Annotated in this window: 18 protein-coding genes; 11 read left to right on the forward strand and 7 right to left on the reverse strand. The window is 65.3% G+C overall.

The annotated features are described in order from the left end of the window. The first annotated feature begins 138 nt into the window (after positions 1-138). The 6 genes from XH98_RS19550 (at position 139) to XH98_RS19575 (ending at position 7,745) form a co-directional block, all read left to right on the forward strand. Positions 139-342 carry a hypothetical protein gene (locus XH98_RS19550; protein WP_057753092.1) on the forward strand — a complete coding sequence of 68 codons (204 nt, stop codon included), beginning with the start codon at positions 139-141 and terminating at the stop codon, positions 340-342. A 43-nt stretch (positions 343-385) separates the two neighbouring features. Then, positions 386-1,048 (forward strand): hypothetical protein, encoded by a 663-nt coding sequence (locus XH98_RS19555; protein ID WP_271602216.1) that lies wholly within the window; start codon positions 386-388, stop codon positions 1,046-1,048. Between the two features lie 457 nt (positions 1,049-1,505). Continuing rightward, entirely contained in the window at positions 1,506-2,501 is a 996-nt protein-coding gene (locus tag XH98_RS19560; RefSeq protein ID WP_271602217.1) for an NAD(P)H-dependent flavin oxidoreductase, read from the forward strand. A 25-nt stretch (positions 2,502-2,526) separates the two neighbouring features. Next, on the forward strand, positions 2,527-3,498 hold the full coding sequence (locus XH98_RS19565; protein ID WP_271602218.1) for a zinc-binding dehydrogenase: 972 nt from the start codon (positions 2,527-2,529) through the stop codon (positions 3,496-3,498). A 319-nt stretch (positions 3,499-3,817) separates the two neighbouring features. Continuing rightward, positions 3,818-5,191: a cation-efflux pump gene (locus XH98_RS19570; protein WP_271619615.1), complete on the forward strand. Its 1,374-nt coding sequence runs from the start codon at positions 3,818-3,820 to the stop codon at positions 5,189-5,191. 226 nt (positions 5,192-5,417) lie between these two features. Further along, positions 5,418-7,745 carry a PAS domain-containing sensor histidine kinase gene (locus tag XH98_RS19575; protein ID WP_271602220.1) on the forward strand — a complete coding sequence of 776 codons (2,328 nt, stop codon included), beginning with the start codon at positions 5,418-5,420 and terminating at the stop codon, positions 7,743-7,745. Between the two features lie 97 nt (positions 7,746-7,842). Here the strand turns inward: XH98_RS19575 and XH98_RS19580 are convergent, their stop codons facing one another. Further along, a complete protein-coding gene (locus tag XH98_RS19580) occupies positions 7,843-8,736 on the reverse strand; it encodes a LysR family transcriptional regulator (protein ID WP_057753087.1) in 894 nt (297 codons plus the stop codon). A gap of 223 nt (positions 8,737-8,959) precedes the next feature. Between XH98_RS19580 and XH98_RS19585 the strand changes: the two genes are divergently transcribed. From XH98_RS19585 to XH98_RS19605, 5 genes are read left to right on the forward strand one after another with little or no spacing between them, the layout of a single operon-like run. Further along, positions 8,960-9,460, forward strand: a complete 501-nt coding sequence (locus tag XH98_RS19585) for a formate dehydrogenase subunit gamma (RefSeq protein WP_271602222.1) — start codon at positions 8,960-8,962, stop codon at positions 9,458-9,460. Next, positions 9,457-11,013 (forward strand): formate dehydrogenase beta subunit, encoded by a 1,557-nt coding sequence (locus tag XH98_RS19590; RefSeq protein WP_271602223.1) that lies wholly within the window; start codon positions 9,457-9,459, stop codon positions 11,011-11,013. The genes XH98_RS19585 and XH98_RS19590 overlap by 4 nt, the downstream gene beginning before the upstream one ends. A 10-nt stretch (positions 11,014-11,023) precedes the next feature. Continuing rightward, entirely contained in the window at positions 11,024-13,897 is a 2,874-nt protein-coding gene (gene fdhF, locus XH98_RS19595; RefSeq protein ID WP_271602224.1) for a formate dehydrogenase subunit alpha, read from the forward strand. Positions 13,898-13,901: 4 nt separating this feature from the next. After that, positions 13,902-14,732, forward strand: a complete 831-nt coding sequence (gene fdhD / locus XH98_RS19600; RefSeq protein ID WP_271619616.1) for a formate dehydrogenase accessory sulfurtransferase FdhD — start codon at positions 13,902-13,904, stop codon at positions 14,730-14,732. Beyond that, the gene (locus tag XH98_RS19605) at positions 14,719-14,955 is read left to right on the forward strand and encodes a formate dehydrogenase subunit delta (protein WP_271602226.1); all 237 of its coding nucleotides are present in this window, start codon (positions 14,719-14,721) and stop codon (positions 14,953-14,955) included. The genes fdhD and XH98_RS19605 overlap by 14 nt, the downstream gene beginning before the upstream one ends. On the opposite strand, the gene XH98_RS19610 is transcribed toward XH98_RS19605, so the two are convergent. The 6 genes from XH98_RS19610 to XH98_RS19635 all read right to left on the reverse strand — a co-directional run bounded on the left by XH98_RS19610 (position 14,921) and on the right by XH98_RS19635 (position 23,855). Beyond that, a complete protein-coding gene (locus XH98_RS19610) occupies positions 14,921-17,899 on the reverse strand; it encodes a bifunctional [glutamine synthetase] adenylyltransferase/[glutamine synthetase]-adenylyl-L-tyrosine phosphorylase (RefSeq protein WP_271619617.1) in 2,979 nt (992 codons plus the stop codon). The genes XH98_RS19605 and XH98_RS19610 overlap by 35 nt on opposite strands. Beyond that, entirely contained in the window at positions 17,896-19,356 is a 1,461-nt protein-coding gene (locus XH98_RS19615; RefSeq protein WP_271619618.1) for a sensor histidine kinase, read from the reverse strand. The genes XH98_RS19610 and XH98_RS19615 overlap by 4 nt, the downstream gene beginning before the upstream one ends. Positions 19,357-19,370: 14 nt before the next feature. After that, positions 19,371-19,724: a hypothetical protein gene (locus tag XH98_RS19620; protein WP_271602229.1), complete on the reverse strand. Its 354-nt coding sequence runs from the start codon at positions 19,722-19,724 to the stop codon at positions 19,371-19,373. 20 nt (positions 19,725-19,744) lie between these two features. Next, entirely contained in the window at positions 19,745-20,425 is a 681-nt protein-coding gene (locus XH98_RS19625; protein WP_057753113.1) for a response regulator transcription factor, read from the reverse strand. Between the two features lie 294 nt (positions 20,426-20,719). Further along, a complete protein-coding gene (locus XH98_RS19630) occupies positions 20,720-22,300 on the reverse strand; it encodes a Do family serine endopeptidase (RefSeq protein ID WP_271619619.1) in 1,581 nt (526 codons plus the stop codon). 211 nt (positions 22,301-22,511) lie between these two features. Continuing rightward, the gene (locus tag XH98_RS19635) at positions 22,512-23,855 is read right to left on the reverse strand and encodes a methyl-accepting chemotaxis protein (RefSeq protein ID WP_271619620.1); all 1,344 of its coding nucleotides are present in this window, start codon (positions 23,853-23,855) and stop codon (positions 22,512-22,514) included. Positions 23,856-23,941: the final 86 nt, after the last annotated feature.

Consider the following 23,941-nt stretch of genomic DNA (forward strand, 5'->3'; position numbering starts at 1 on the left):
CACATCACATCTGCGCGCGCCCAAGAGATGCCGCCAACATGTCTCGCCGCTGCCGCAACTTGGTCGCATTCCGACGTCCATCTCTGAGGCGTGTCTGGGGGCACGGCTCAGCCGTGCTTGGGCCAAACTGCTAGGGGTATCACTGTGAAGAAGATTGTATTTGTTCTGGGTGCGACGCTTGCTCTGGTGACGGCTGCGAACGCTGCAGATTTGCCGCGCCGCCAGCCCGTGCCGGTCTATCCGGCCGAGCAGGCTCCGATCGGCAAGATGCCCATCGGCAAGGGGCCCGTTGGCAAGGCCCCGATCGGCAAGGCGCCTGGCCCGGTTGCCGCGCGCTACTGAGGCGCCAGCGAACGAAAAGAGGCCGACAGTCGAGGGGCACAGCGTGACGAACAAGTTTGATCGATCGGGATCCTGCATCCTTGCGGGCCTCGCGCTCGCGACCATGATCGCGTGCGTGATGCCGTCGGCCTCGGCCCAACAAACGAAACACGAAACGAACAAGCGCATGGCCGATGCCAGTGCGCTTGTCTCGACCGACACCGCATCGCGCGCCACGCCGCAAGCGACGCGGCGCTCGGTGACGCGGGCGGAGAAAGGCCCCTACTACGTCGACTTCCGCGCGCGGACGGCGGCGAGCTGGGGCCATGCCTTCGTCTGGTACGGCAAGACCAGCGAGCGCGCCGTCGAGGTCGCGGGGCTGACGCCTGCCGGCGACACCTGGACCTATGTGCTCGGCCATCTCACCTGGGTGCCATCGGAGACCGGCGCCAGCTACGGCGATCTCGATCCGGACTATCTGACCGCGAGCTATCGCGTTTATCTGAACGAAGCCGACGCCAAGCGCGTGTTCGCCTATATCGAGAAGCTGAAGGCAAGCTCGCCGGTCTGGAACGCCGAGACCACCAACTGCACCGGCTTCATCGGCGACATCGCCGAGTACATGGGCCTGAAGGTGCCGTATCGCTGGCAGCGCCCGGAAAACTTTGTCAACAGCCTGAAAGAGATGAACGGCGGCCGGCAGATGGTGCGGCTGTCGGCGGAGTAGCGGCCACGCCGTCATTGCGAGCGCAGCGAAGCAATCCAGAATCTTTCCGCGGAGGGACTCTGGATTGCTTCGCTGCGCTCGCAATGACGAGTCCGTTGACGCAGCCGGGCCAACTCTAAAACCGTCACCCTGAGGTGCGAGCCGCGGTGCGCAGCAGCGCGAGCGAGCCTCGAAGGGCGACGGCCCGGCTCTCGCAGCACGGCCGTTCATCCTTCGAGGCTCCCATGGGACGCGTTGCGTTCCATGCTTCGTACCTCCTGCGACAACCGCTTCGCGGTTGCGCGGGGATGACGGATCGAGATCTCGATTATCCGCCTCACGGAATCACCCCCCACCGTCCGCATGAGGCCCCGCCCTCACCGCACGCCCCCCCAATAGACATTTCCTAACCTCGGCGGCATCCTTCTCCTCATCAACCGATAACTGAGCGCCAGCGCGAGGCGCGGGGGAAACAGGGATGCTGCAAACACGGTTCACAAAACTCGTCGGTGTCGAGCACCCGATCGTCCAGGGCGGCATGCAGTGGGTTGGGCGCGCCGAGCTGGTCGCGGCGGTCGCCAATGCCGGCGCGCTCGGCTTCATCACCGCGCTGACCCAGCCGACGCCGGAGGACCTGACCCGCGAGATCGCGCGCTGCCGCGACCTCACCGACAAGCCCTTTGGCGTCAACCTCACCATCCTGCCGGCGATCAAGCCGCCGCCTTATGCCGAATACCGCGCCGCCATCATCGAGGCCGGCATCAAGGTGGTCGAGACCGCCGGCAACAAGCCGCAGGAGCATGTCGACGAGTTCAAAAGGCACGGCGTCAAGGTCGTGCACAAATGCACCAGCGTCCGCCATGCGCTCTCGGCCGAGCGGATGGGCGTCGACGCCATCTCGATCGACGGGTTCGAATGCGCCGGCCATCCCGGCGAGGACGATACCCCCGGCCTGATCCTGATCCCCGCCGCCGCCAACAAGGTCAAGATCCCCATGATCGCCTCCGGCGGCTTTGCCGATGCCCGCGGCCTGGTCGCGGCGCTGGCGCTCGGGGCCGAGGGCATCAACATGGGCACCCGCTTCATGGCGACCAAGGAGAGCCCGATCCACCAGCTCATCAAGGAGAAGATCGTCGCCAATGACGAGCGCGAGACCGAGCTGATCTTCCGCACCATGCGCAACACCTCGCGCGTCGCCAAGAACGAGGTCTCGACCAAGGTCGTCGCGATGGAGAAGGAAGGCGCCAGGTTCGAGGACATCCGCGAGCTGGTTGCGGGTGCCCGCGGCAAGATGGTCTATGCCACAGGCAATTCGGACGAAGGCATCTGGTCGGCCGGCCAGGTGCAGGGCCTGATCCAGGACATCCCGAGTTGCGGCGAGCTGATCTCCCGCATCGTGCGGGAGGCGGAGGCGATCATCCGCGGCCGGCTCGAAGGCATGATCGTTCAACCAAACGCGCAAGCCGCGGAATAGTCACTGCAAGAAGCGAGAGTAATTCATGAAGGCTTACGTCTACGGCGCTGAAGGCGCTCGGATTTCCGACGTCGCTCAACCAAAGCCTAAAGGCACGCAAGTGCTGGTACGCGTCCGCGCCTGCGGTCTCAATCGCGCCGACACCGGTATGCGCAAGGGCCATGCCCATGGCGCGGCCGGCGGCGTCGGCACCGTGCTCGGCATGGAATGGGCCGGCGAAGTGGCCGAGCTCGGACCCGATGCGAAGGGCGTCAAAGTCGGCGATCGCATCATGGGCTCGGGCGGTGCCGCGTTCGCGGAGTATACGCTTGCCGACCATGGCCGGCTGTTCCGCGCGCCCTCGAACATGAATTTCGAGGAAGCCGCCACCCTGCCCGTCGCGCTCGCCACGATGCACAACGCCGTCGTCACTGTCGGTGGCGTGCAGCCGGGGCAGGCCGTGCTGATCCAGGGCGCGAGCTCGGGCGTCGGCTTGATGGCCATGCAAATCGCAAAGCTCAAGGGCGCAAAGCTCGTGATCGGATCCTCGACCGATGCCTATCGCCGCGGACGACTGAGGGACTACGGCGCCGACCTCGCGGTCGATTCCTCCGATCCCAAATGGGTCGACGAGGTGCTGAAGGCGACTGGCGGCGAAGGCGTCGATCTCATCGTCGACCAGGTCTCGGGCAAGGTCGCCAACCAGAACCTCGCGGCGACCAAGATCCTGGGCCGCATCGTCAATGTCGGCCGGCTCGGCGGCACCCATGCCGACTTCAACTTCGACCTCCATGCCGCCCGCCGCATCTCCTATATCGGCGTGACCTTCCGCACCCGCAGCATCGAGGAGGTCCGCGCGATCTTTGAGGAGGTCCGCAAGGACATCTGGGGCGCGGTGGAATCGCGAAAGCTTCAGCTGCCGATCGACCGCGTCTATGCGTTCTCCGACATCGACAAGGCGTTCGAGCACATGGAGGCGAACAAGCACCTGGGGAAGATTGTCGTGACGGTGCCGTAGCTCCGGCCACGGTCGTCATTCCGGGGCGATGCGACGCATCGAACCCGGAATCTCGAGATTCCGGGTTCGCCTGCGGCGCCCCGGAATGACAGTGTCGTAGGATGGGCAAAGCGAAGCGTGCCCACGTTTTGTGCGCGATCACGCAGGGATGGTGGGCACGGCGCTTTGCGCCTTTGCCCACCCTACGAGAGCCGAGCAAGGACACTCGGCCCGCCTTCAATTCAGAAGCATTCGCAACAGCTCCCCTCCTGCAACTCACTCGCGACTAGTTCTGTGGATCGTCGCTTGATGTTCGCGAACGCCCTGCTAAATCCCCGCCATGAGCGGACAACACGACAAGACATCGGTCGCGGCCATCTCGATCCTGGCCAGCGGCGGCATGGCGGCGGCCAAATTCGTGGTCGGGATCGCGATCGGATCGCTGGCGCTGATCTCCGAGGCGCTGCACTCCTCGATCGACCTGGTCGCGACCATCATCACCTGGGCGGTGGTGCGGGTCTCGGACAAGCCGGCCGACGACGAGCACCATTACGGCCACGGCAAGCTCGAGAGCGTCTCCGCGCTCGGTGTGACCGCCCTGCTCTATGTGCTCGCCGGCGGCATCCTGGTCGAATCCTACAGCCGGCTGCGCGAGGGAACCCCGCCGCCGACGATCTCGGCCGTGCCATTCGTGGTGCTGGTGCTCGACATCGCCGTCAATCTCTGGCGCGCCCGCGCCCTCCACAAGGCCGCGCGGGAAACGCGGAGCCAGGCGCTCGCGGCCGACGCGCTGCATTTTGCCTCCGATGTCATGGGCTCATTCGCTGTCATCATCGGCCTGATCCTTGCGGCCTTCGGCTTCTGGTGGGGCGACGCCGCGGCCGCCGCCGCGGTCGCCGTGATGATCGCCCTGCTCGGCCTGCGCATGGCGGGCTCGACGGTGCAGACGCTGGTCGACCGCGCGCCGGAAGGGGCACAGGACAAGGCCACCGCCGCGATCCGCAGCGTGCCCGGCGTGATCGACGTCGAGCGGCTGCGCGTGCGCATGGTCGGGGCGACCACCTTCATCGACAGCATCGTCAAGGTGCCCAGGACCTACCCGATCGACCGCGTCGAAGGCATCAAGCGCAACGCCGAAGCCGCCCTTGGCAAGGCCTTCGGCGATGCCGACCTGTCCTTCACGGCCGTCCCCGTCGCCCGCGACAACGAGACCGTGCGCGACCGCATCATGGTGATCGCGCGCAATTCGGGCCTCGCCATCCACCACGTCACGGTGCACGATCTGGGTGCGAAGCTGATCGTCAGCATCGACCTCGAGGTCGACGCCGACATGCAGCTCGAGGCCGCCCACGACGTCGCCAACAGGCTGGAGCGCAGCATCCAGGAAGAGTTCGGCGCTGACGTCGAGGTCGACGTCCATATCGAGCCCCTGGAGCCGGAACTGCCGTTCGGCGCCGATGCCGCGCCCGACAGGGTACAGACCATCGCCGCCGCGCTCACCGAATATGCCGCCGGCGGCGAGATTCACGACATCCATAATGTGCGCGTCCGCGACACCGAAGGCGGCGAGATCGTCAACTTCCATTGCCGCGCCGCGCCGTCGATGAGCGTGATCAAGGTGCATGAGCAAGTCGATGCGATCGAGCGCCGCTTGCGCCGCGCGTTCCCGAGCGTGAAGCGCGTCATCAGCCACGCCGAACCACCGCGCGCGTGAGGCGGAAAGCGCGAGGAGTCACACGTTCTCGTTTCGGACTCCTGATGCACGTGAGTTTGCGGAGCAGAAGCCGCGCAAACTCTGCATTGGATAAGAATTATTTCGCGTTAACCTTTCGTTGACTCTCGACAGCCTGCGCAAACTGGATTCAAATCGCTGTGATTCGAAAGCGTTGTGGGGCTGCTTTCGAATGGTGTTGCAGACAGGTTTTCAGGGGGCCGAAGGCATGGCGCGCGCAGACGCCGCGAACGCGTGCGTCCAATCCGATTCGATCAAGGGATTGGCGCAATCGATCGCGAAACCTGCCTATCATCGGCTCCTGATCGCGGAGCCGGCGCTGCGTCGCGCCGTGCCGACGCTCATCATTGCCTTCCTCATCACGATCTGCCTCGGCGCGTTCGTCCAAGTCGTCGACCAGACACGCCAGAAGCGCCTGGTGATCCAGAACGACATCTCGATGCTCGCCGAGCTGCTCGCCGAGCGCATCGACCGCGCGACCTCGTTGCGCGCCGAGCGACTGAAGGCCATCGAGAACCTGCCGACGCTGCTGCCCGACATGATCCCGAACAAGGCCAGGGTCTCGGGCCGCCACGTCGTCGTCACCTCGGCCGGCGTCAACGGTCACATCCTCGCCCGCATTCCGATCGACAGCGATCCAGCAGGCAACGACCGCCTGCTCGATGCGATCACCACCGCACAGCTGCTCGCGGCGCCGCCGCGCGACAACGACGTCGCGGACATGACGCTGCCTGACGGCAACACGGCGCTGGCGACCGCGCGGCCGATCAAGTCGTTGCCGGGTCTCGTCACGGTGATCCAGGAGCGCAACGAGCCGATCTGGGGCTCGGACGCAGCACTGTCCGTGACGCTGTCGGCGACCACGGGCTTCGTCGTCCTGATCCTCGGCTTTGCCTTCCACTGGCAGTCGACCCGCGCCCGTGAAGGCGACCTCATCAACGACGCGGTGCGCGGCCGCATCGACACCGCGCTCAACCGCGGCCGCTGCGGCCTGTGGGACTGGGACCTGTCGCGCGGCCGGATCTTCTGGTCGCAATCGATGTTCTCGATGCTGGGCCTCGACGGCCGCAACGAGCTGCTCACTTTCGGCGAGGTCAATGCGCTGGTGAAGTCCGACGACATCGACCTGTTCGAGATCGCCGACCAGCTGATCTCCGGGAAGATCGACCACATCGACCAGACCTTCCGCATGCAGCACGTCGACGGCCACTGGATCTGGCTGCGCGTCCGCTGCGAGCGAACCCGCGGCGCAAGTGATGCCGGCATCCACCTGATCGGCATCGCGGTCGACATCACCGAGCAGAAGAGCCTCGCCGAGCGGACCGTGGAAGCCGACCTGCGCCTGCGCGATGCGATCGAGACCATTCCGGAAGCCTTCGTGCTGTGGGACGCCAGCGACCGCCTGGTGCTCTGCAACTCGCACTTCCAGCGCCTGCACAAGCTGCCCGACACCGCGGTGATCCCCGGCACCTCCTACGAGACCGTGCTGGAAGTCGGCCGCATGCCCGAGGTCCGCACCCGCCACAACGAGACCGGTGCCCAGGGGCCGGGCGCGCGCACCTTCGAGGCCCAGCTCGACGACGGCAGCTGGCTGCATATCAGCGAGCGTCGGACCAAGGACGGCGGCTACGTCTCCGTCGGCACCGACATCACCCGCATCAAGGAGCACGAGCAGAAGCTCGTCGACAACGATCTGCGCCTGCGCGCCACCGTCATCGACCTCAAGCGCTCGCAGGCCGCGCTGGAGCGCCAGACCATCGAGCTCGCCGATCTCGCCGAGAAGTACCAGCGCGAGAAGACCCGGGCCGAGGAAGCCAACCAGACCAAGTCGAAGTTCCTCGCCAATATGAGCCACGAGCTGCGCACGCCGCTCAACGCCATCATCGGCTTCTCCGAGATCATGGGCTCGGGTATGTTCGGCGAGCTCGGCAGCGAGAAGTACCAGGAATACTGCCACGACATCCTGACCAGCGGTCACTATCTGCTCGAGGTCATCAACGACATCCTCGACATGTCCAAGATCGAGGCCGGCCGCATGAAGCTCGACATGGAAGAGCTCGACCTGTCGCAGACGTTGGCTGAATCCTTGCGCGTCGTCGTCGGCCGGGCCCAGGACAAGCACCTCGAGCTCGATGCCGACATCGGGAAATCGATCTCTGTCGTCGCCGACCGCCGCGCCACCAAGCAGATCGTCGTCAACCTCTTGTCCAACGCCGTGAAGTTCACGCCCGACGGCGGCCGCATCGTGGTGCGCAGCCGGCAGCTCGAGGACAGGATCGTGCTGATGATCGCCGATACCGGCATCGGCATCGCGCCGCACTCGCTGGCGCGGCTCGGACGTCCGTTCGAGCAGGTCGAGAGCCAGCTCACCAAGACCTATCACGGCTCCGGCCTCGGCCTCGCGATCGCGCGTTCGCTGGCACAGCTCCACGGTGGCTCGATGAAGCTGCGCTCCAGGCTGGAAGTCGGCACCGTCGTCCGCGTGACGCTGCCGCGCGACGCCGTCAAGGCGGCTGGGATTTCGGCGGCGGCGTGAAGCCTCGAGCACGATGGATCGGCGTCGGATCACCTCTCCCGTAGGGAGAGGTGATCGAGCCCTCGGCTCGCATCGAATCAACGAAACAGATTCCGCTTTACGATTGCAGCGATGGCGCGACTTCGCGGGCGATATTGACCAGCGCTGCGATCAGCGGCGTCATCGGGTCCCGCTGCGGGATGACGAGACCAATGCTGTAGGTGACCTCGGGATCGACGATCGGGATGGTGCGGACCTTGTCGGACAGGCCGAGCGTCTCGGCGAGCTTGGCCGGCATCACGCTCGCCCACCGGCCGGTCTTGACGTGGGTGAACAGCACCAGCAGCGAATTCGATGTCAGCGTCGGCGTCGCCTCCGCGCCGACCGAGCGCAGCGCGCGGTCGATGATGCGGCGGTTCTGCATGTCAGGCGTCAGCAGGCACAGCGGCACCTGCCCGACCTCCTTCCAGGTCACCGTCTCGCGATCGCCGAACATCCCATCGGGCGCGGTGAGCAGGCGATAGCTCTCATTGTAGAGCGGAATGGTGCGCACCTTGCCGATCGGCTCGTTCTCGATATAGGTCAGTCCCGCATCGACCTCGAGATTTTCGAGCAGCCCCAGCACCTCCGACGACGTCGTCGAGCGGATGCTGAAGCGCACCTCGGGATGCCGCGCACGGAACGGCGTCGTCAATGACGCGACCATGCCGAGCACGGTCGGGATCGCCGCAATACGGATCTCGCCGGAGAGCTGATGCTTCAGTCCGTTGATCTCGTCGCGCATCGCACGAGCATCGCCGACGATGCGACGCGCCCAGTCGAGCGCCCGCTCGCCTTCGGGGGTGAAACCCTGGAAACGGGAGCCGCGCTGGACCAGCATCACGCCGAGGATCTCCTCGAGCTGCTTCAGCCCGGTCGACATGGTCGGCTGGGTCACGCCGCAGGCTTCTGCCGCCCGTCCAAAATGCCGCTCCTTGGCCAGCGCCAGCAGCAGTTCAAGCTTGTCGATCAATCGTCCGTCCCTTCGGATTCCAACGTGGCATGCAAGCTATCACGCCGGGGGCTGCACCAACACGCAAAAACCGGCAGCCGATACGAGTTTCATTACCTGACCGTATCGGTCGATTGCGCTTTCCAATCGATCCGAATTCGCAATCGCAGCATGAGACAGCTTTATTGATCTTCGAATGATTCCAAATAGTTTGCGGAAGGGACGCTCAATTTGAGAACGAAGAATGACAGTGGTTTTTGAGCCTTCATACGAGCCTTCATGCGAACCTTGGAACGAGATTCGCGGCGCCGAGATCATCGCCGAACATGCCAGCCAGGAAGGCGCAACGCTCGTCATCCTCCACGCGCTCCAGGCGGCGTTCGGCTACGTGCCGGAGGCCGCCATTCCCATGGTGGCGCAGGCGCTGAACCTGTCGCGCGCCGAGGTCCATGGCGTCTTCACCTTCTACCATGATTTCCGCCACAAGCCGGCCGGCCGCCATGTGCTGAAGCTGTGCCGCGCCGAGGCCTGCCAGGCCGCCGGCGGCGATGCGCTGGCGGCGCGCGCCGAGGCGAAGCTCGGCGTTTCGCTTGGCAACACCACTGCGGATGACCGCGTCACGCTGGAGCCGATCTACTGCCTCGGCCTCTGCTCGACCGCGCCGTCGGCGATGCTCGACGGCCGCCTCGTCGGACGGCTCGACGAGAAGCGCCTCGATGCGCTGGTTGCGGAGGCGCAGCGATGAATATGAAGATTTTTGTTCCTCGGGATGCGACGGCAATCGCCGTCGGCGCCGATGACGTCGTCACAGCGCTTGACCAGATCGCGCGGCAGCGCGGCCTGTCGATCGAGATCATCAGGACCGGTTCGCGCGGATTGCACTGGCTGGAGCCGATGGTCGAGGTGGCGACGCCTGCGGGCCGCGTCGCCTACGGGCCGGTGAGCGCCGAGGACGTCGCCTCCGTGCTCGAGTCCATGGCGAGCGACGGACCGCACGCGCTGCGGCTCGGCGTCACGGACGAGATCTCCTGGCTGAAGCGCCAGACCCGCCTCACCTTCGCCCGCTGCGGCGTGATCGATCCGCGTTCGCTCGACGACTATCGCGCCCATGGCGGCTACAAGGGTTTTGAGCGCGCGCTGTCGCTGGGCCCGGACGCGATCCTCGACGAAGTGACGACGTCGGGCCTGCGCGGCCGCGGCGGCGCCGGCTTTCCGACCGGCATCAAGTGGAAGACCGTGGCGCAGGCCAAGGCCGATCGTAAGTTCATCGTCTGCAATGCCGACGAAGGCGACAGCGGCACCTTTGCCGATCGCATGATCATGGAAGGCGATCCCTTCCTGGTCATCGAGGGCATGACCACCGCCGGCATCACTGTGGGGGCGACCAAAGGCTATATCTACATCCGCAGCGAATATCCGCACGCGGTCGAGGCGATGAATGCGGCCATCAAGGCCGCCAGGCGCGGCGGCTATCTCGGCGACAGGATCGGCGGATCGACCCATAGCTTCGACATGGACGTGCGCGTCGGCGCCGGCGCCTATGTCTGCGGCGAGGAGACCTCGCTGCTGGAAAGCCTCGAAGGGCGCCGCGGCCTGGTGCGCGCAAAACCGCCGCTGCCGGCGCATCATGGCCTGTTCGGCAAGCCGACCGTCATCAACAACGTGCTGTCGTTTGCCGCCATCCCCTTCATCCTCGCAGAGGGCGCCAAGGCCTATGCCGATTTCGGCATGGGCCGTTCGCGCGGCACCATGCCGATCCAGCTCGCCGGCAACATCCGCCATGGCGGCCTGTTCGAAACCGCGTTCGGCGTGACGCTGGGCGAGCTCGTCGACGACATCGGCGGCGGCACGTTCACGGGACGCCCGGTGCGCGCGGTGCAGGTCGGCGGCCCGCTCGGCGCCTACTTCCCCCGCGCCCTGTTCGACACGCCGTTCGACTATGAGGCCTTCGCCGCACGTGACGGCCTGATCGGCCATGGCGGCATCGTCGTGTTCGACGACAGCGTCGATATGCGCAAGCAGGCGCGCTTCGCCATGGAGTTCTGCGCCATCGAATCCTGCGGCAAGTGCACGCCCTGCCGCATCGGCTCGACCCGCGGCGTCGAGACCATCGAGAAGATCATCCGCGGCGAACGCGTTGCCGAAAATCTCGCGCTGGTCGAAGACCTCTGCAACACCATGAAATTCGGCTCGCTGTGCGCACTCGGCGGCTTCACGCCCTACCCCGTGCTCAGCGCATTGAAGCACTTCCGGGAAGATTTTGTCCCGGCCCCGACCACGCTTCAGGCCGCGGAATAGGAGAACGACAATGTCTCTGATCGAGGAAGTCGACTTCGGCACGCCGCGCTCCAAATCATCAACGATGGTCACGCTGACCATCGACGGCAAAGAGGTCACGGTGCCCGAGGGCACCTCGATCATGCGCGCCGCGATGGACGCCGGCCACCAGATCCCAAAACTGTGCGCGACCGACATGGTCGATGCCTTCGGCTCCTGCCGCCTCTGCGTCGTCGAGATCGAGGGCCGCGCCGGCACGCCGGCCTCCTGCACCACGCCCGTGATGAACGGTCTCGTGGTCCACACCCAGAGCGAGCGGCTGAAGCAGCTGCGCAAGGGCGTGATGGAGCTCTACATCTCCGACCACCCGCTCGACTGTCTCACCTGCGGCGCCAATGGCGATTGCGAATTGCAGGACATGGCCGGCGCCGTGGGCCTGCGCGAAGTCCGCTACGGCTATGAGGGCGAGAACCACGTCTTCGCGAAATCCAACGGCGAGGTCAACGCCGCCTGGATGCCGAAGGACGAGTCCAACCCCTATTTCACCTACGATCCCTCCAAGTGCATCGTCTGCTCGCGCTGCGTCCGCGCCTGCGAGGAGGTGCAAGGCACCTTCGCGCTGACCATCTCCGGCCGCGGCTTCGACAGCCGAGTCTCGCCGGGCATGAGCGAGAGCTTCCTCGGCTCCGAATGTGTCTCCTGCGGTGCCTGCGTGCAGGCCTGCCCGACCGCGACGTTGACGGAAAAATCCGTGATCGAGATCGGACAGCCCGAGCACTCCGTCGTTACCACCTGTGCCTATTGTGGCGTCGGCTGCGCCTTCAAGGCGGAAATGCGCGGCGAGGAAGTGGTGCGCATGGTGCCCTATAAGGACGGCAAGGCCAATCGCGGCCATTCCTGCGTCAAGGGCCGCTTCGCCTGGGGCTACACCAACCACAAGGAGCGCATTCTTAAACCCATGATCCGCGAGCGGATCGAGGACCCGTGGAAGGAAGTGTCCTGGGACGAGGCGTTCTCCTTTGCCGCCGCCAGGATGCGCGGCATCCAGAAGAAATACGGCCGCGATGCCATCGGCGGCATCACCTCGTCCCGCTGCACCAATGAAGAGACCTATCTGGTGCAGAAGCTGATCCGCGCCGGCTTCGGCAACAACAATGTCGACACCTGCGCCCGCGTCTGCCATTCGCCAACCGGCTATGGCCTGTCGCAGACTTTCGGCACCTCGGCCGGCACGCAGGATTTCGACTCGGTCGAGGACACCGACGTCGCCGTCATCATCGGTGCCAACCCCGCCTCGGCTCACCCGGTGTTCGCCTCGCGACTGAAGAAGCGGCTGCGCCAGGGCGCGAAGCTGATCGTGATCGATCCGCGCCGCACCGAGATGGTGGAATCGCCGCATGTGAAGGCGCTGCACCTGCCCTTGATGCCCGGCACCAACGTCGCGGTCGTCACGGCGCTGGCGCATGTCATCGTCACCGAGGGCCTGGTCAACGAAGCCTTCGTGCGCGAGCGCTGCGACTGGAGCGAATTCGAGGAATGGGCCGCCTTCGTCGCGCAAGCAAAGCACAGCCCGGAAGCCACCGCGATCCTCACCGGTGTCGATCCGAAGGTGCTGCGCGAAGCCGCCCGCCTCTACGCCACCGGCGGCAATGGCGCGATCTATTACGGCCTCGGCGTCACCGAGCACAGCCAGGGCTCGACCACCGTGATCGCGATCGCCAATCTCGCGATGGCAACAGGCAATATCGGCCGTCCCGGCGTCGGTGTGAATCCGCTGCGCGGCCAGAACAACGTTCAAGGCTCCTGCGACATGGGCTCGTTCCCGCACGAGTTGCCCGGCTATCGCCACATCTCGGGTGATGCCGTGCGCGACCAGTTCGAGGCGCTGTGGAACGTCAAGCTCAACCCGGAGCCGGGCCTGCGCATTCCCAACATGTTCGATGCCGCCATCGAAGGCACGTTCATGGGCCTGTACGTGCAGGGCGAGGACATTCTCCAGTCCGATCCCAATACCAAGCATGTGGTGGCGGCGCTGTCGGCGATGGAATGCGTCATCGTTCACGACCTCTTCCTGAACGAGACCGCGAACTACGCCCATGTCTTCCTGCCCGGCTCGAGCTTCCTCGAGAAGGACGGCACCTTTACCAATGCCGAGCGCCGCATCCAGCGCGTGCGCAAGGTGATGTCACCGAAGAACGGCATGGCCGACTGGGAGGTCACCATCGGCCTTGCCAAGGCGATGGGCTTCGAGATGAACTACAGCCACCCCTCGGAGATCATGGACGAGATCGCGGCGCTGACGCCGACTTTCACCGGCGTCTCCTATGCCAAGCTCGACGAGCTCGGCTCGGTGCAGTGGCCCTGCAACGAGAAGGCGCCCGAGGGCACGCCGGTGATGCACATCGACGGCTTCGTCCGCGGCAAGGGCAAGTTCATCGTCACCGAATATGTCGCGACCGACGAGCGCACCGGCCCCCGCTTCCCGCTGCTGCTCACCACGGGCCGCATCCTCAGCCAGTACAATGTCGGCGCGCAGACAAGGCGCACCGAGAACGTGGTCTGGCATGCCGAGGACCGGCTGGAGATCCACCCCCACGACGCCGAACAGCGCGGTGTGCGCGACGGTGACTGGGTGCGGCTGGCGAGCCGGGCCGGCGAGACCACGCTGCGCGCCGAAATCACCGACCGCGTGTCGCCGGGCGTGGTCTACACCACCTTCCATCATCCGGACACGCAGGCCAACGTGATCACCACAGACTATTCGGACTGGGCAACCAATTGTCCGGAATACAAGGTCACGGCGGTGCAGATCTCGCCCTCGAACGGGCCGTCCGACTGGCAGAAGAGCTACGACTCGCAGGCGCGGCACTCCCGCCGCATCGCGCCGGCCGAGGCCGCGGAGTAACCGCATGCACGTACCGGTCCAGGCCATCGACCGCGAGATCTGGCGCGACGCTGGCGCGTCGGCAGGACCGCGGCTGATCCCCGAGGAGACCCCGCTGGCGCTGACCTATAATGGCGGCACCTATGCCGTCATGATGGGGACGCCGCAGAACCTGGAAGATTTCGCCGTCGGTTTCAGCCTGGACGAAGGCATCATCAGGTCCGTCGACGACATCAAATCGCTCGATGTTATCAGGCTCGACGACGGCATCGAGCTGCGCATGTGGTTGGAGTCAGAGGACGCCGCGCGCATCAGCGAGCGCCGCCGCCATATCGCAGGTCCCACCGGCTGCGGCATCTGCGGCATCGAGTCCATCGCCGAGGCTATCAGGCCCGCGGCGATCGTGCCGCAGGGTCAGATCTTCACGCCGCAACAGATCATGACGGCGATGCAGGCGATCGCTCCCCTGCAATCGATCAACATGCAGACCCGCGCGGTGCACGCCGCCGCCTTCTGGTCGCCGTCGCACGGCATCGTCGCCTTGCGCGAGGACGTCGGCCGCCACAACGCGCTCGACAAGCTCGCGGGCTCGCTCGCGCGCAGCCGGACGAGCGCAAGCAACGGCATGGTGCTGCTGACCAGCCGCGTCTCCGTCGAGATGGTGCAGAAGACGGCTGCAATTGGTGCGCCCGTGATGGTCGCGGTCTCCGCGCCGACCGCACTTGCAGTACGTACCGCGGAGGCTGCCGGCATCACCCTGATCGCGATTGCCCGCAACGACGGGTTTGAAGTGTTCACGCACCACGGCCGCGTCACGGCTCATTGTGAACAGGAGATCATCGATGTCGTCGCCTGACCGCCTCGTCTACATGGCCAACCAGATCGGCACTTTCTTCCGCAGTCAGGGCCACGACAGGGCCGTGCCGGGGATCGCCGACCACATCAAGAAGTTCTGGGATCCCCGGATGAAGCGCGCAATCTTCGCGCATCTCGACGCGGGCGGCGCAGGGCTGGAGCCGAACGTGCTCGAAGCCATCACCTCGCTCAAGCTGGCGACTTCCCTTCCAGCAGCGCGCTGAACACGCGCCGCACCTCGCTTTGCGTCTCCTTCACGCGTGCCTCCAGCGAGGAGAAATCCGGCGCATCGCCGGCGCGCGCCATCACCCGCTGCAGATCGGTGCCCGCGGTTTCCGGCTTGAAGCGGTCGCTGACGCAGAGCCGCAGGATCTGCGTCAGATCATGATAGAGCCGCGCGGCGGCGCGCAGGATTTCGGTTTCAGGTTGCCCGATCACACCGAGCCTGCATGCATTATCCAGCACCTGCAACGTGCTGACATCGAGAATCTCGGGCTTGTCGTGGGCGTGCACAAGTTGGAGGTATTGGGCGATAAAATCGATGTCGACCATGCCGCCTGAGGCGTATTTCAGGTCCCAATGGTCGGTCTCGCCCTTCTCTTGCGCGATGGCGCGGCGCATGTCGGCGACGTCGTTGGCGATGGTGGCCCGGTCGCGGCGGCGGGTCAGGACCTCGCGGATAATCTGCTCGATGCGCGCGGTGAATTCGGGCGACGCCGACACCACGCGCGCGCGCGTCAACGCCATGTGCTCCCAGGTCCAGGCCTCATTGGCCTGGTAGTCCGCAAAGGAGACAAGGCTCGACGCCACGGGACCCGCGCGTCCCGAGGGCCGCAGCCGCATGTCGATCTCGTAGAGCACGCCGTAATTGGTGCGGGTCGTGAAGGCGCTGATCAGGCGCTGGGTGAGGCGGGCGAAATAATGCGCGCCCTGAAGTGATTTCTCGCCGTCCGAGTCCGGATGGTCGCTGTCGAAATCGTAGAGCAGGATCAGATCGAGATCCGAGGACGCGGTCATCTCGCGGCTGCCGAGCCGTCCCATGGCGATGATCGCGGTCTCCTGCCCCCTGATCCGGCCGTGTTGCGCGGCAAAGCGATCGGCGACGAGACCGTGGACGGTGTGAACGATGCCCTCGGCGACGTCGGCAAAAGCCGTGCTGGCCTGCTGCGCCGAAACCGTGCCGGACAGGATGCGGGTGCCGATCAGGAACAGGCTCTCCTGTCCGAACAGGCGCAGCCGATCCAGAAACTCCTCATAGGAGCCCGCATCCTGCACCGTGGCCGCAAGCCGTGCCGACAGTTCCCGCCGATCCGGCATCGCGCCGAAGAAGCGCGGATCGATCAGGCCGTCCATCAATTGCGGTTGCCGCGCCAGCATCTCGCCAAGCCGGGGCGCGGCGCCAAGCACCAGCGCCACGAGCGCGACGAGATCGCGGTTCTGGCCGAGCAGCGTGATCAGCCGGCCGCCGCGCTGGAGCGCCCGGAGGAACTGATCGAATGCTGTCACTGCGCGGTCCGGCTCCTCCGCATGCGCCAGGCCATCGATCAAGGCCGGCACGAACTCGACGAAAGCGTTGCGCGTCTGCTTGTTGCGGAACACGCGATAATCCGCGGTGAGCCAGTCGCAGACGGTCTGCGCCACCGCCGCAGGCTTCTTGAAACCAAGCGTCGTCAAATGCTGGAGCAGACGCGGATCGTCAGGGCCGACCCGATAATCGATCGCCGGCAGGCTTGCCGTGCCGGTCGGATCATCGCCCTCGAACAGCTTTTCGTAGTGCCCCTGGACGATCTCGAGCTGGTGCATCAGGTCGCGCGCAAAGGCCTCGCGGCTGTCATAGCCGAAGAACCTGGCGAATCGTTCGACCGCCTCCTTGTCATCAGGCAGCGCATGAGTCTGCTCGTCGGCGATCATCTGGAGACGATGCTCGACCCGGCGCAGGAATTCATAGGCCTTGGTCAGCTCGTCGCGGGCGGCGGAGGTGATCCAGTTGCGCGCGGCGAGGACATTGAGCGCGGCCAGCGTGGGCCGCACCCGCAATTCCGGATGGCGGCCGCCGGCGATCAGCTGCTGGGTCTGGGCGAAGAACTCGATCTCGCGGATGCCGCCGCGGCCGACCTTGACGTTGTGCCCCTCGACCGCAATCTCGCTCTGGCCGCGATAGGTCTGCATCTGCCGCTTCATGTCGTGCACGTCGGCAAGTGCGGCGAAATCGAGATGCTTGCGCCAGACGAAGGGCGCGATTTCGGCCAGCAGCGCTTCGCCCGCTCTGGCGTCGCCGGCGCACGCCCGCGCCTTGATCATGGCGGCGCGCTCCCAGGTGCGCCCTTCCCGCTCGTAATAGTTCAGCGCTGCATCGCGCGAAATCGCGACTTGCGTCGAGGATGGATCGGGCCGCAGCCGCAGATCGACGCGGAACACGTAACCGTCATAGGTGCGCTGCTGGAGAATGCGCGCCAGGCCTTGCGTGACCCGCACGAAGAACGGCTGCGGCTCGATATCCGGCACAAGCGTCGCGGCATCGGGGTCGAAGAACACGATGAGATCGATGTCGCTGGAGTAGTTGAGCTCACCGGCCCCCATCTTGCCCATGGCGAGCACGATCAGGCCGCAACCGACCTCGGGCGCCTCGGGATCTTCAGGCAGGATCTTGCCGCGTGCGGCTTCCTGACGCAGCAGGTACTGCAGCGCCGCCTGTACCGAGGAGACCGCGAGATCGGTCAACGCCGCCGTCACCCGCATCACCGGCCAGACCCCGCCGATGTCGCACAGCGCGATCAGCAGCGCCGCCTCAGCCTTCATACGGCGAAGCAGCCGCATCACCTCGGCTTCATCAGGCGCGGCAAGTACCGCGCCCCTCGCCTCCGCGATCAGCGCGGCGAGATACGCATCCGGCTCGCATTCGAGCAACCGAATCAGGCGCAGCGGATCGACGCGCACCAGATCGAACAAATAAGGCGAGAATTGCGCGATGCCGGCCAGGATGTCGCGCGCGAAGGGTTGAGCTAGCAGCGCTTCCAGACGAGCCGATTGGGCCGGCTCGAGCTCGGCGAGCCAGCTGTCGAAACGTCGTTCGTCTGATGTGGAAACGGCAATATGGGGAGCCTCCGCGAAGCGTGCGGCAAGGCTCTCGCCAGTCTTGTCCGCGTTTCCCGGCGCGGAGTGGTTCATGCCACCTTCTGTGGCACATCCGGCATCTGCGGGGCAACCCTGTCGCCGGCACCGGCGCGCGCCGGCAGCACCAGCGTGGCGACGAGGCCGGGATGGGCATCGCCCAGGCGCAATTCGCCGCCATGCAATGTGGCAACGGCCGAGGCGAGGCTGAGGCCGAGGCCGGAGCCCGGCATGGTGCGGCTCGCTTCCAGCCGCACGAAGCGCTCGATGGCGTGTTTGCGATCGCCTTCCGGAATTCCGGGGCCGCGATCGGTGACGCTGAGCAGCACTTGATCACCGTCGCGCCTGGCCTCGATCGTGATCTGACGCGCGTCCATGCTGACCACTGACCCCGCCGACTGCGCGGCCGGCTTGCCATATTTGATCGCATTCTCGACCAGATTGGCGAGCGCCTGGCTGATCAATTCGCGATTGCCGTGAATGGGCGCTGCTTCCGTCTTGACCTTCAAGGTCATACCGTCGTCTTCGGCGAGCGGCTCGTAGAGCTCGTGAATGCCGGCCGCGACATCGGCGGCATCGAAATCATCCATGTTGCCGCGCGCCTGACCGGATTCCGCGCGTGCGATCATCAGAAGCGCGTTGAAGGTGCGGATCAGCCCGTCGGATTCCTCGATGGTCCGCTCCAGCGCGGCGCGATAGTCGGCCTCGCAACCGGATTTCGCCAACGCCTCCTCGGCGCGGTTGCGCAGGCGCGTCAGCGGCGTCTTGAGATCGTGGGCGATGTTGTCGGAGACCTCTTTCAGCCCCGCCATCAGCGCCTCGATCCGCTCCAGCATGGCGTTGAGGTTTTCGGCGAGGCGATCGAGCTCGTCGCCGCTGCGCCCGACCGGCAGGCGCTCGCTGAGATCGCCGGTCATGATGCGATGCGCGGTGCCGCTCATCGCGTCGATCCGCGTCAACACCCTGCGCGCGACGAAGACGCCGCCGCCGAGGCCGAGCACGACGACGATCAGGATCGACCATTGCGCGGCCTTGGCGACGATGCCGAACAGGCGCCGCCGCTCGGCGAGGTCGCGGCCGATCAGGAGGCGGAAACCATTTTCCAGTTCGATGACGCGAACGAGCGCCCGATGGTCGCGGTCATCCGTATCCTCGATCCGCCGATAGGCGGTCTCCGACCAGCCGATGGTCGCCATCACGCCCGGCGCCAGCGAGCCGACATTGCCGGCGATCGCCTGGCCGGTGGGCGAGGTTATGAGGTAGAGATTGGCGCCCGGCCGCAACGCGCGGGACTCGATCGTGCGCGCGAGGCCGTACAGGCCGCGACGGCCGTAGATCTCGTTGATCTCCGAGGTCTCGGCATTCACCGTCTGCGTGATCTCTTCGGTGATCAGCCGCCGCGTGTTCCAGGCGAAATAGCCGAGCAGCGAAGCCGCGAAAATCGCAAACAAGAACAGGTAGACCAGTGTCAGCCGGAACGCCGTGGTGCGGACGAGTTTACCGAATGCCGTCACGGATCATACCCCGACTATCGCGACAGAAAGCAGCCGACTGCATCGCCATCGACGCCAAAACTAGTCAATTCGCTGCTCAGCCTACTCTTCGTGACAAGCATGAATTTCTGATCTTCGGGCTCAAAGACAAGCAGATAGCTTTTCTTGTCGTCCGCAACGACAGCACAGGACCTTCTTGTCTTGACGTCGTCGACAACCTCGATCCAATAAGGATCAACAAGCGCCTCTCTGAAGGTGCGAAGCTCCCGTTCCACTTTTTCGGGAGACCACGGATTGCCAAACGCGCCTTTGGGCACGTCATAGACGTACTCATCGATTTCACGCTCGACGGTCCGTCTTAGCTCCCGAAGGTCCAGTTGGTGGGGCATCAGACCTCAAGCCACCTTCTTTAGCGTATTCCGTCTCTTATCATGTACCCGGCGCCGCGGATCGTGTGCAGCAGCGGCCGCTCGAACCCCTTGTCGATCTTGGAGCGCAGCCGCGAAATGTGCACGTCGATCACGTTGGTCTGCGGATCGAAATGATAGTCCCAGACGTTCTCCAGCAGCATGGTGCGCGTCACCACCTGGCCGGCATGCTTCATCAGATATTCAAGCAGGCGGAATTCGCGCGGCTGCAGCGTCAGCTCGTCCTTGCCGCGGGCGACGCGGTGGGAGAGCCGGTCGAGCTCGAGGTCGCCGACACGGTAGAGCGTGTCCTCTGCAGGTCCGCCGCGTCGGCGCGACAGCACCTCGACACGGGCGAGCAGCTCGGCGAAGGAATAGGGCTTCGGCAGATAGTCGTCGCCGCCGGCGCGCAGACCCTTGATGCGGTCGTCGACCTGACCGAGCGCGGACAAGATCAGCACCGGTGTCGTGTCGCCCTTGTCACGCAGCGCGCCGATCAGCGACAGCCCGTCGCGCTTGGGCAGCATGCGGTCGACCACCAGCACGTCGTAATCGCCGCTCTCGGCCATGGCGAGGCCTTCCTCGCCGTCACCGGCGTGGTCGGCAATGTGTCCGACCTCGCGAAACGCCTTCACGAGATAGTCGGCGGATTCGCGGTCGTCTTCGATGATGAGGAGGCGCATCGTGCGTTCGGCGGCGGTCAAGGAGGTCAACCTTCTCTAAACATGGCGCTAGCGGCAATCGCATGCAAGCCGAGCGGGCGAGACTTGGTCGAGAACTTGGGTGGGCAAAAAGGGCGGGCGGTGAAGCTGGGGGGACCTCACCGCCCTATGCCTTCCGACGGAGGGGGGCGTATTCCACCGGAAGGTAGGCTGGGAAGCGAAAATTACGCTGCTTCCCCGAAGAGCGCCGGCGGCGGGGGCGACTGATGCCGGCGACACCCTTCATGTCGTAAGCCTCCTGAGGCTCAGCCCTTGTCAGCCCTTGGCGATGGGCACCGCGACGAAGCGCGACTGGCCGCCGCTCTTCACGCGCATCAGGACGCTGTTCTTGTTGTCGGTCCGCGCCGTGTTGATGGCGTCGCGGACGTCGCCGGCGGTGCTCACGCTCTTGCCGCCGACTTCGAGGATCACGTCGCCTTCCTTGAAGCCGCGTTCGGCCGCGGCGCTCTTCGGATCGACTTCGGTGACCACGACGCCGTCCTTGCCGGCGCCGGCCACGGAGTTGGCGGGCGCAACGGTCATGCCGAGCTTCGGCACGTCGGTGCCCTTGCTGGCGCCCTTGCCGCTGTCGTTATCGATGTCGGCCTTGGCCTCGACCGTGTTCGGCAGCTGGCCGAGGGTGAGGTTCACGACCTTGTCCTGGCCCTTGTGCAGCACGTTGAGCTTCACGGACGCGCCGGGCGCCATGCCGCCGATGGTGCGGGCGAGCTCGCGCGCATCCTTGACGGCTTCGCCGTTGACCGACGTGATCACGTCACCGGATTCGATGCCGGCCTTCGCGGCCGGACCATCCTTCTGCGGCTCCGCCACCAGCGCGCCTTCGGCCTTCTTCATGCCGAGGCTGTCGGCGATATCAGAGGTCACGGGCTGGATCTGTACGCCGATCCAGCCGCGGCTGACCGAGCCCTTGTCCTTCAGCTGGGCGACGACGCTCTTCACCGTCGCGGCGGGGATCGAGAACGCGATGCCGACGCTGCCGCCGGAAGGCGAATAGATCGCGGTGTTGACACCCATCACCTCGCCGTTGGTGTCGAACGCCGGACCGCCGGAATTGCCCTTGTTCACGGGCGCGTCGATCTGAATGAAATCGTCATAGGGGCCGTTGCCGATGTCGCGGCCGCTGGCCGAGACGATGCCCGCGGTGACGGTGCCGCCGAGGCCGAAGGGGTTGCCGACCGCGAGCACCCAGTCGCCGATCCGCGGCTTGCTGTCCGCGAGCTTGGCGAACGGGAAGTTCGAGCCGCCCTCGACCTTGATCAGAGCCAGATCGGTACGCTGGTCGGTGCCGATCACCTTGGCGCTGTAGGTCTTGCCGTCGTCGGTGGTGACCTCGACCTTGTCGGCGCCGTCGACCACGTGGTTGTTGGTCACGGCATAACCGTCAGCCGAAATGAAGAAGCCGGATCCCTGGCCCTGCACGACGCGGCCACGACCACCGCCCTTCAGACCGGGGACGCCATCCGGACCGCCGAAGCGGCGGAAGAAGCGCTCCATAGGCGAACCCGGCTGGAACGGCGAGGCGTTATCATCGCCGTCGTCGTTGCTCGCAGTTTTCTCCTTGATGTTGACCTTGACCGAGATCACCGAGGGCTTCACGCGCTCGACGATGTCGGCGAAACCGATCGGACGTTCAACCTTCTTGACCTCGTTGTTGACCTGCGCGTGGGCCGGGCTCGAGAACAGGTCCGCGGGCGACGTCGACGGACTGAAGCCGTGGACGGCGATGCCGAGACCGGCGACCACCGAGGCCATCAGCGCGATCCTGCGGGCTGATAATACCGAGCGGCGGGGCTGCCGGTAGGACGGAAGGTTGGTGAGATCGGAACGGTCGGTCATGCAGAGGTCTCCAGCGCCTTGAAATCCATGCGGTGCCTGATAGCGGCACCTTTACGGACCTGAACATGGGGACTTGCGCCTTACCGCGCGCTGGCTGGCAGGTTAAACTTTTGTAATAAAGACGGTGCCGGCGTGCGGCAGTTTAGCGCAGCCGGAAAATCGTGACCTTACAGGAACTTAACGCGGTTCCGGCAACCGGCGCCAGGCGCCTTCAGCTGGCCCGGACGCTGGCGATGAATTCATCGACTTCGCGCTTCAGGGTTTCTGCCTGCTGCGACAGGTCGACGGCGGAATCCCGGGCCTCAGCCGCCATTCGGCCGGTCTCCGCCGACGTCGAGGTGATCTGGACGATGTGGTTGGAGACGTCGAGCGTACCGCGCGCGGCGTCCTGGACGCTGCGGCTGATGTCCTGCGTGGCGTTGCGCTGCTGGGCTGTATCCACCTCGATCCCGGACATGATCGACGAGATCTCCGACAGCGTCTTCGAGATGGCGTCGATCGCCCCGCGCGTCTCCGCGGTGATGCCCTGGATGCTGGCGACGTGCGAGGTGATCTCCTCGGTCGCCTTGCTGGTTTGGTGCGCAAGGCTCTTCACTTCAGAGGCCACCACGGCAAAGCCCTTGCCGGCCTCGCCTGCCCGCGCCGCCTCGATCGTGGCATTGAGCGCGAGCAGGTTGGTCTGCGATGCGATCGCCTGCACCAGCTGGACGACCTCGCCGATCTTGTCGGCGGCATCCGATAGCGTATGGATGGTGTCGCGGCTCTTCTCGGCCTGGGTTGCGGCGCCTTCGGCGCGCTGGGTCGCATCCGTGACGCGACGGCTGATCGTGCCGATCGAGTTTGTCATCTCCTCCGCCGAGCCCGCCACCGTCTGCACGCTGGCGCTGGCCTGGCTCGCGGCGCTCGCGACCGCGTTGGCCTTGGTGCTGGTGTCGTTGGCGGTATGCGACAGTGCCGCTGCGTTGCGTTTCAGGTGCACTGCCGACGATGCCACGCTGTCGACGACGCTGGCGACGAGTTCGTTGAAGCGCTTGATCCGTGCGTCCAGGAATTTCGACCGCTCGGCCTGGTGCCGGGCTTCATGCAGCTGCTGCTCGGTCAGGCGCCGCCGCTCGATCCCGTTGGTCTTGAACACCTCCAGCGCGCCGGCGAGCAGGCCGATCTCGTTGGTGCCGCCGAGGCCCGGAACCGGTGTCTCGAATTTCTGGTCGGCGACCTCACGCATGGCGTGCACGATCGCCGCCAATGGACTGAGGATGCCGTTGCGCACGGCGAACCAGGTGACGAGGCAGATCGCGATCGCAACAACCGCGATCACAGCACAGGCGACCAGGAACCAGGAGAACGCGGTCTGGGCCTGCTGGTAGATCTGCATCGCGTGGTCGCGCGCAGGGCCGCTCAGCGCGGCAAAGTCAGACGACAGGCTGGTGATCTCGTTGTTGAGATAGAGCACCGCGACGAATCCGGTGCCGCCGCCGATGCCCAGCAGGAACAATAATGCAGCGACGACGGCGCCGACCAGAAAGCGGATCGTCAGATTGCTGTTTGTGAACATCGCTTGAGCACTCAAATTCTGGAATCGAATCTTACGACAAGCTTCCAGACAAAGGTCAACAGAGCATGAAACGCGCTCCGCCCGCG

The sequence above is a fragment of the Bradyrhizobium sp. CCBAU 51745 genome (assembly GCF_028128715.1).
Lineage (GTDB): Bacteria > Pseudomonadota > Alphaproteobacteria > Rhizobiales > Xanthobacteraceae > Bradyrhizobium > Bradyrhizobium manausense.